Annotated in this window: 10 protein-coding genes; all 10 read left to right on the top strand. The window is 66.1% G+C overall.

All coding sequences use genetic code 11. The features are described 5' to 3' along the window. Positions 1-457, top strand: a 457-nt coding sequence (locus ACLL81_RS09200; RefSeq protein WP_411288043.1) for a 30S ribosomal protein S5, incomplete at its 5' end; no start/stop codon positions are given. Between the two features lie 5 nt (positions 458-462). Next, positions 463-639 carry a 50S ribosomal protein L30 gene (gene rpmD, locus ACLL81_RS09195; RefSeq protein WP_411288042.1) on the top strand — a complete coding sequence of 59 codons (177 nt, stop codon included), beginning with the start codon at positions 463-465 and terminating at the stop codon, positions 637-639. Positions 640-733: 94 nt separating this feature from the next. Continuing rightward, on the top strand, positions 734-1,222 hold the full coding sequence (rplO, locus tag ACLL81_RS09190; protein ID WP_411288041.1) for a 50S ribosomal protein L15: 489 nt from the start codon (positions 734-736) through the stop codon (positions 1,220-1,222). A 79-nt stretch (positions 1,223-1,301) separates the two neighbouring features. Next, entirely contained in the window at positions 1,302-2,651 is a 1,350-nt protein-coding gene (gene secY / locus ACLL81_RS09185) for a preprotein translocase subunit SecY (RefSeq protein WP_411288040.1), read from the top strand. 52 nt (positions 2,652-2,703) lie between these two features. Further along, complete coding sequence (locus ACLL81_RS09180) at positions 2,704-3,276, top strand: adenylate kinase (RefSeq protein WP_411288044.1); 573 nt, start codon at positions 2,704-2,706, stop codon at positions 3,274-3,276. 287 nt (positions 3,277-3,563) lie between these two features. Then, the gene (gene rpsM, locus ACLL81_RS09175; protein ID WP_411288039.1) at positions 3,564-3,932 is read left to right on the top strand and encodes a 30S ribosomal protein S13; all 369 of its coding nucleotides are present in this window, start codon (positions 3,564-3,566) and stop codon (positions 3,930-3,932) included. A gap of 15 nt (positions 3,933-3,947) precedes the next feature. Continuing rightward, positions 3,948-4,337, top strand: a complete 390-nt coding sequence (rpsK, locus tag ACLL81_RS09170) for a 30S ribosomal protein S11 (RefSeq protein ID WP_411288038.1) — start codon at positions 3,948-3,950, stop codon at positions 4,335-4,337. 76 nt (positions 4,338-4,413) lie between these two features. Then, positions 4,414-5,430, top strand: a complete 1,017-nt coding sequence (locus ACLL81_RS09165; protein WP_411288037.1) for a DNA-directed RNA polymerase subunit alpha — start codon at positions 4,414-4,416, stop codon at positions 5,428-5,430. A gap of 181 nt (positions 5,431-5,611) precedes the next feature. After that, entirely contained in the window at positions 5,612-6,028 is a 417-nt protein-coding gene (gene rplQ, locus ACLL81_RS09160) for a 50S ribosomal protein L17 (RefSeq protein WP_411288036.1), read from the top strand. Positions 6,029-6,143: 115 nt separating this feature from the next. Continuing rightward, a partial coding sequence (locus ACLL81_RS09155; protein ID WP_411288035.1) for a VOC family protein occupies positions 6,144-6,517 on the top strand: 374 nt, incomplete at its 3' end.

Raw genomic sequence — 6,517 nt, 5'->3', positions numbered from 1 at the left:
GGCACTTCGCGCGCCTTGCCATGACCAAAGCCCACGCGGCCCTTCTGGTCATGGCAAGGCGCGCGAAGTGCCGGAAGCCATCCGCAAGGCGACCGAAGAAGCCAAGAAATCGATGATCCGCGTGCCGCTGCGCGAAAGCCGCACCCTGCACCACGACGGCGCCGGCCGTTGGGGCGCGGGCAAGGTCATGGTCCGCGCGGCGCCGGCTGGCACCGGCGTTATCGCCGGCGGCCCGATGCGGGCGGTTCTCGAAACCCTGGGCGTCCAGGACGTGGTCGGCAAGTCGGTCGGCTCGTCCAACCCCTACAACATGGTGCGCGCGACCTTTGAGGCGCTGAAGGCCCAGTCTTCGCCCCGCCAGGTCGCGGCCAAGCGCGGCAAGAAGGTCTCCGACGTACTCGGCCGCCGCGCCGACGGCGCCTCGACGGGTCAGCCCGTCGCGGACGCGGAAGGATAAGCGTAATGGCTACGATCAAAGTCCGTCAGACCGGCAGCCCGATCCGCCGCAAGAAGGACCAGCGCGCCACCCTCGTAGGCCTGGGCCTGAACCGCATGGGGCGGGTCTCCGAACTCGAAGACACGCCCTCGACCCGCGGGATGATCGCCAAGGTCGCGCACATGGTCGAGGTGGTGGACTAACCTCCGCCAGGGCCCTCGGGCCCGGCCATTCCGGCCAAACACATTTCAGCCGAGTCGGGGTACGCCCCGGCGACAGATCTCCAAGGAGAGGCACATGACGAAGCTCAACGAACTGGCTCCGCGCGAGGGCTCCACCAAGAACCGCATGCGCGTCGGCCGCGGCCCGGGTTCGGGCAAGGGCAAGACCGCCGGTCGCGGCGTGAAGGGCCAGAAGGCGCGCTCGGGCGTCGCCATCGCCGGCTTCGAAGGCGGCCAGATGCCGCTGCACATGCGGATGCCCAAGCGCGGCTTCAACAATCCCTTCGCCAAGAAGTTCGCCGAAGTGAACCTGTGGCGCCTCGAACAGGCGATCGCGGCCGGCAAGCTCGACGCCAAGGCCGCCATCGACGCCAAGGTGCTGATCGCCGCGGGCGTCGTCCGCCGGGCGCTGGACGGCGTGCGGCTCCTCGGTAAGGGCGAGCTCACCTCCAAGCTGAACATCACGGTCTATTCCGCCTCGGCCTCGGCCCGCGCGGCTGTGGAAAAGGCCGGTGGCACGCTCACCACCACCAAGAAGGAAGCGGTGGCGGAAGCTTCCGCCTGAGCCGTGCGACCATTCCGGCCTCGCAACTGAGGCCGGGCCGTCCTATCTGAGCGGGACCACGAGTCAGGGGAATTGCTGAATGGCTTCGGCCGCGGAACAGCTTGCCGCCAACATGAACTTCGGCGCCTTCCAGAAGGCGACGGAGCTTCATAAGCGTATCTGGTTCACCCTCATCGCGATGGTGGTCTACCGGCTGGGGACCTACATCCCGATCCCGGGCATCGACATCGCCGCGTTCAGCCAGGCGTTCTCCGGCCAAGCCCAGGGTGTCCTGGGCATGTTCAATATGTTCTCCGGCGGCGCCGTCGAGCGGATGGCCATCTTCGCCCTGAACGTGATGCCGTACATCTCGGCCTCGATCATCGTGCAGCTCCTGGGGACGGTCTATCCGCCGTGGGAGAAGCTGCGGAAGGAAGGCGGCGAGGCGGGGCGCAAGCAGCTCAACCAGTACACCCGTTACCTCACTGTGATCCTGGCGTTGTTCCAGTCGTTCGGCATCGCCGTCGGCCTGAGCAACTCGCCGGGCCTGGTCGACAATCCGGGCCTGTTCTTCATCATTTCCACCGTCGTGACGCTGACCGGCGGCACCATGTTCCTGATGTGGCTTGGCGAGCAGATCACCAGCCGCGGCGTCGGCAACGGCATCAGCCTGATCATCTTCGCCGGCATCGTCGCCGTCTTGCCGCGCTATGTGGCGCAGGCCTTCGAGATGGCCCGCACCGGCACGCTGAGCGGCGGCGCGCTCCTGATGATCGGTTTGCTGGCCATCGGCGTGACCGTGGCCATCGTGTTCATGGAGCGCTCTCAGAGGCGTCTCCTGGTGCAGTATCCCAAGCGACAGGTGGGCAACCGCATGTTCGGCGGGGACACCTCGTTCCTGCCGCTGAAGATCAACACCTCTGGCGTGATCCCGCCGATCTTCGCCTCGTCGCTGCTGCTGCTGCCCGCCACCGTCATGGGTTTCCAGGACACCACCAACCTGCCGTCCTGGGCGCAGTGGCTGCCCAGCGCGGTGGGCCAACTGCAGCACGGCCAGCCGCTGTTCATGCTGCTGTACGGCGCCCTCATCGTATTCTTCTGCTTCTTCTACACCTCCGTGGTGTTCAACCCCGAGGACACGGCCGAAAACCTGCGCAAGTACGGGGGCTTCATGCCGGGTATCCGGCCGGGCAAGCGCACTGCCGAGTACCTCGACTTTGTGCTGACCCGGCTGACGGTGATCGGGGCTGCCTACATCGCCATCGTCTGCCTGCTGCCGGAGGCCTTGATCGGGTTCTACAAGGCGCCGTTCTACATGGGCGGCACGTCGATCCTGATCGTGGTCAGCGTCACCATGGACACCGTGGCCCAGATACAGTCGCACTTGCTGGCGCACCAGTATGAGGGGCTGATCAAGAAGTCGAAGCTGCGGGGCGTACGTAACCGCTGACGGCGCGGCCGAGGCCCCGTAGAGGGCCGGCGAGGGAGGGGCTTTTTCAATGATGAACCTGATCCTGTTCGGCCCGCCTGCGGCGGGGAAGGGCACCCAGGCCAAGCGCCTGTTGGAGAGCCGCAGGATGGTCCAGCTGTCCACCGGCGACATGCTGCGCGCGGCCATCGCGTCGGGCTCCGAGCTTGGCCAGCGGGTCCAGGGCATCATGCAGCGCGGCGAACTGGTCTCCGACGAGATCGTGGTGGCCCTCATTGAGGAGCGCCTGCCGGAAGCCGAGGCGGCCGGGGGCGCGATCTTCGACGGCTTCCCCCGCACCATTGCCCAGGCCCAGGCCTTGGACCTGATGCTCAAGGGTCGCGGCAAGCGAATCAACCTGGTCGTGCGCCTGCGAGTGGACGATCCCGCCCTGGTGGAGCGCGTGGCCGGCCGATTCGCCGAATCCGGCCGCGCTGACGACAATCCCGAGAGCTTCAAGGTGCGGCTGGCGGCCTACAACGCCCAGACCGCGCCGCTGCTGCCGTACTACCAGGCGCAAGGCAATCTCATCGAAGTGGACGGCATGGGCTCCATCGACGCGGTCGCCCAGGCCATCGACAAGGCCCTGGATGCGGCCCACGGCTAGGTGCGGGGCCATCGCGATTGCGCGGCTGCCCCTGTTCATGCTTTCCTCACCCCATTCCGGCGATGGTCGGGGTCGTTCGATGTGTGAGCGCGTGCAGGGCAGGGCTCTTGCGCCGACTATCGTTCGTCCACATTTGGGCGTTTCCGTTGTTGACGGAAGCGCAACGATCCCTATAACGAAGCGCTTCCGCGAAAGAGCGCGAGGGACGCGCCGGCCTAAGCCTTCGGGTCAGTGGGGCCGGGGCGCCGTTCGCGCTTTTCTTGCGTGACCAGGAGAGAGAATCCCACGTGGCCCGTATTGCTGGCGTCAACATCCCTACGAACAAGCGCGTGGTCATCGCGCTACAGTACATCCATGGCATCGGCCCCGCCAATGCGCGGTCGATTGTCGAGAAGGTCGGGATCGAGGACGCACGCCGCGTCAATCAGCTAACCGACCAGGAAGTCCTGCACATCCGCGAGGCTATCGACCGTGACTTCACGGTGGAAGGCGACCTGCGTCGCGAGACCGCAGTGAACATCAAGCGGCTGATGGACCTGGCCTGCTACCGCGGCCTGCGTCACCGCAAGGGCCTGCCGGTCCGCGGCCAGCGCACGCACACCAACGCCCGCACCCGCAAGGGTCCCGCCAAGCCGATCGCTGGCAAGAAGAAGTAAGAGAGCTTATCTCCGATGGCCAAGGAACCGGCGCGCGTCAAACGTCGCGAGCGTAAGAACATCACTTCGGGCGTGGCGCACGTGAACGCCTCGTTCAACAACACCATGATCACCATCACCGACGCTCAGGGGAACACCATCTCCTGGTCTTCCGCCGGCATGATGGGTTTCAAGGGCTCCCGCAAATCGACCCCGTACGCCGCCCAGATGGCGGCCGAGGATGCCGGCCGGAAAGCCTCTGAGCACGGCGTCAAGACGCTGGAAGTGAACGTCTCGGGTCCGGGTTCGGGCCGCGAGTCCGCGCTCCGCGCCCTGCAGGCTGTGGGCATGACGATCACGACCATCCGCGACGTGACCCCAATTCCGCATAACGGCTGCCGGCCGCCTAAGCGCCGGCGCGTCTGAGTAACAACGTACTGCAATACGAGGCGCCGGACCGCGTTTGCGGTCGGCGATCCTGCGTTTCGAGGGACATCAATCCGTGATCGAGAGAAACTGGAACGAGCTTATCCGTCCCGAAAAGCCGCAAATCGAGACCGGCGCCGACGCCGCCCGCAAGGCGCGTCTGGTGGCCGAACCCCTCGAACGCGGTTTTGGCGTGACGCTGGGCAACAGCCTGCGCCGCGTGCTTCTGTCTTCGCTGCAAGGCGCCGCCGTGACCGCCGTGCAGATCGACGGAGTGGTCCACGAGTTCTCCTCGCTGGAAGGCGTGCGTGAGGACGTCGTCGACATCGTCCTGAACATCAAGCAGCTCGCTGTGCGCATGCACGCCGAGGGCCCCAAGCGCATGACCCTGCGCGCCACCGGCCCGGGCGTGGTGACCGCCAGCCAGATCGAGGCGCCCTCGGACATCGAGATCCTCAACGGCGACCACGTTCTCTGCACCCTGGACGAAGGCGCCCAGGTGCGCATGGAATTCACCGTCCAGACCGGCAAGGGCTATGTCCCCGCCGAAATGAACCGTCCGGAAGACGCTCCCATCGGCCTGATCGCCGTGGACGCGCTCTATTCGCCGGTGAAGCGGGTCGCCTACCGTGTCGAGCCGACCCGCCAGGGCCAGAGCCTCGATTATGACAAGCTGATCATGGAAGTTGAGACCAACGGCGCGGTCTCGCCCGTGGACGCCGTGGCCTACGCCGCGCGCATCCTGCAAGACCAGCTGCAGATCTTCATCACCTTCGAAGAGCCCAAGAAGAAGGTCGAAGGCGAGGCCAAGCCCGAGCTGCCGTTCAACCCGGCGCTGCTCAAGAAGGTGGACGAGCTCGAGCTCTCCGTCCGCTCGGCCAACTGCCTGAAGAACGACAACATCGTCTACATCGGCGACCTGATCCAGAAGACCGAGGCGGAGATGCTGCGCACTCCCAACTTCGGCCGCAAGTCGCTCAACGAGATCAAGGAAGTGCTCGCCGGCATGGCGCTGCACCTCGGCATGGATGTGCCGAACTGGCCGCCGGAAAATATCGGAGAGCTCGCCAAGAAGTTCGAAGACCAGATGTAGGATTGTATTGCGCCGACTCCGGGCCGCGTCTGCGGTCCGGGCCTGTTGAAGCCGCAACAGCGGTGGAGGGCCCCGGCGCGTCGTGTCGACCCAGGCGGGAGCAGGCTGGGCTTGCTTAGGAATCGACGCCTTCCCGCAGATCGGGAGCGTCAGGCGGGCCGGATGGCCAAGGAGATACGAGATGCGTCACGGCAAAGCCCACCGCAAACTGAACCGAACGACCGCCCACCGCACCGCCATGTTCGCGAACATGGCCGCGAGCCTGATCAAGCACGAGCAGATCGTCACCACCCTGCCGAAGGCCAAAGAGCTGCGGCCGTTCGTCGAGAAGCTGGTGACGCTGGGCAAGCGCGGCGACCTGCATGCGCGGCGCCAGGCGATCAGCCAGGTCCGTGACGTGGAGCAGGTCGGCAAGCTGTTCGCCGTGCTGGGCCCGCGCTACGCCGAACGCCAGGGCGGCTATATCCGCGTGCCCAAGGCCGGCTACCGCTATGGCGACAACGCCCCGCTGGCGGTGATCGAGTTCGTCGACCGCGACCCGTCAGAAAAGGGCAAGGACTCCGGCCCGACCGGCGAGCAGACCTTCGCCGAGGACTGAGCCTCGCTCTGCTGAAATTAGAAAGGCCCCGGAGAGCGACGTCCGGGGCTTTTTGCCGCCCGCGCCTTCCGGCTAGTGTCGGCACGCCAAGTCAGCGAACGAGGGGGAAGGCGCGATGTTCTCACATGTGATGGTCGGCACGAACGATCTCGATAAGGCCAAGCGGTTCTACGACGCGGTGTTCGGCGCTCTCGGAGTCGGCCCTGGCGTCCTGAACGAGGACCGTCGGCTCTTCTACCGGGGGCCAAGCGGAGCCTTTGGCGTATCCAAGCCGATCGACGGCGAACCGGCCTGTAGGGCCAACGGCGGCACTGTTGGCTTCGCCTGCGCCTCGCCGCAGCAGGTGGACGCCTGGCACGCCGCTGGCGTCGCCAACGGCGGGACCGCTATCGAGAACCCGCCGGGTCCGCGCGAGGGGAGCGTCGGTAAGCTCTACCTCGCCTATCTGCGGGACCCGGACGGCAACAAGCTCTGCGGCCTCTACCGGAT

Origin of the sequence: Phenylobacterium sp. (assembly GCF_046590535.1) — a bacterium.
Lineage (GTDB): Bacteria > Pseudomonadota > Alphaproteobacteria > Caulobacterales > Caulobacteraceae > Phenylobacterium.
This window is presented reverse-complemented; position numbering and strand designations above follow the sequence as displayed.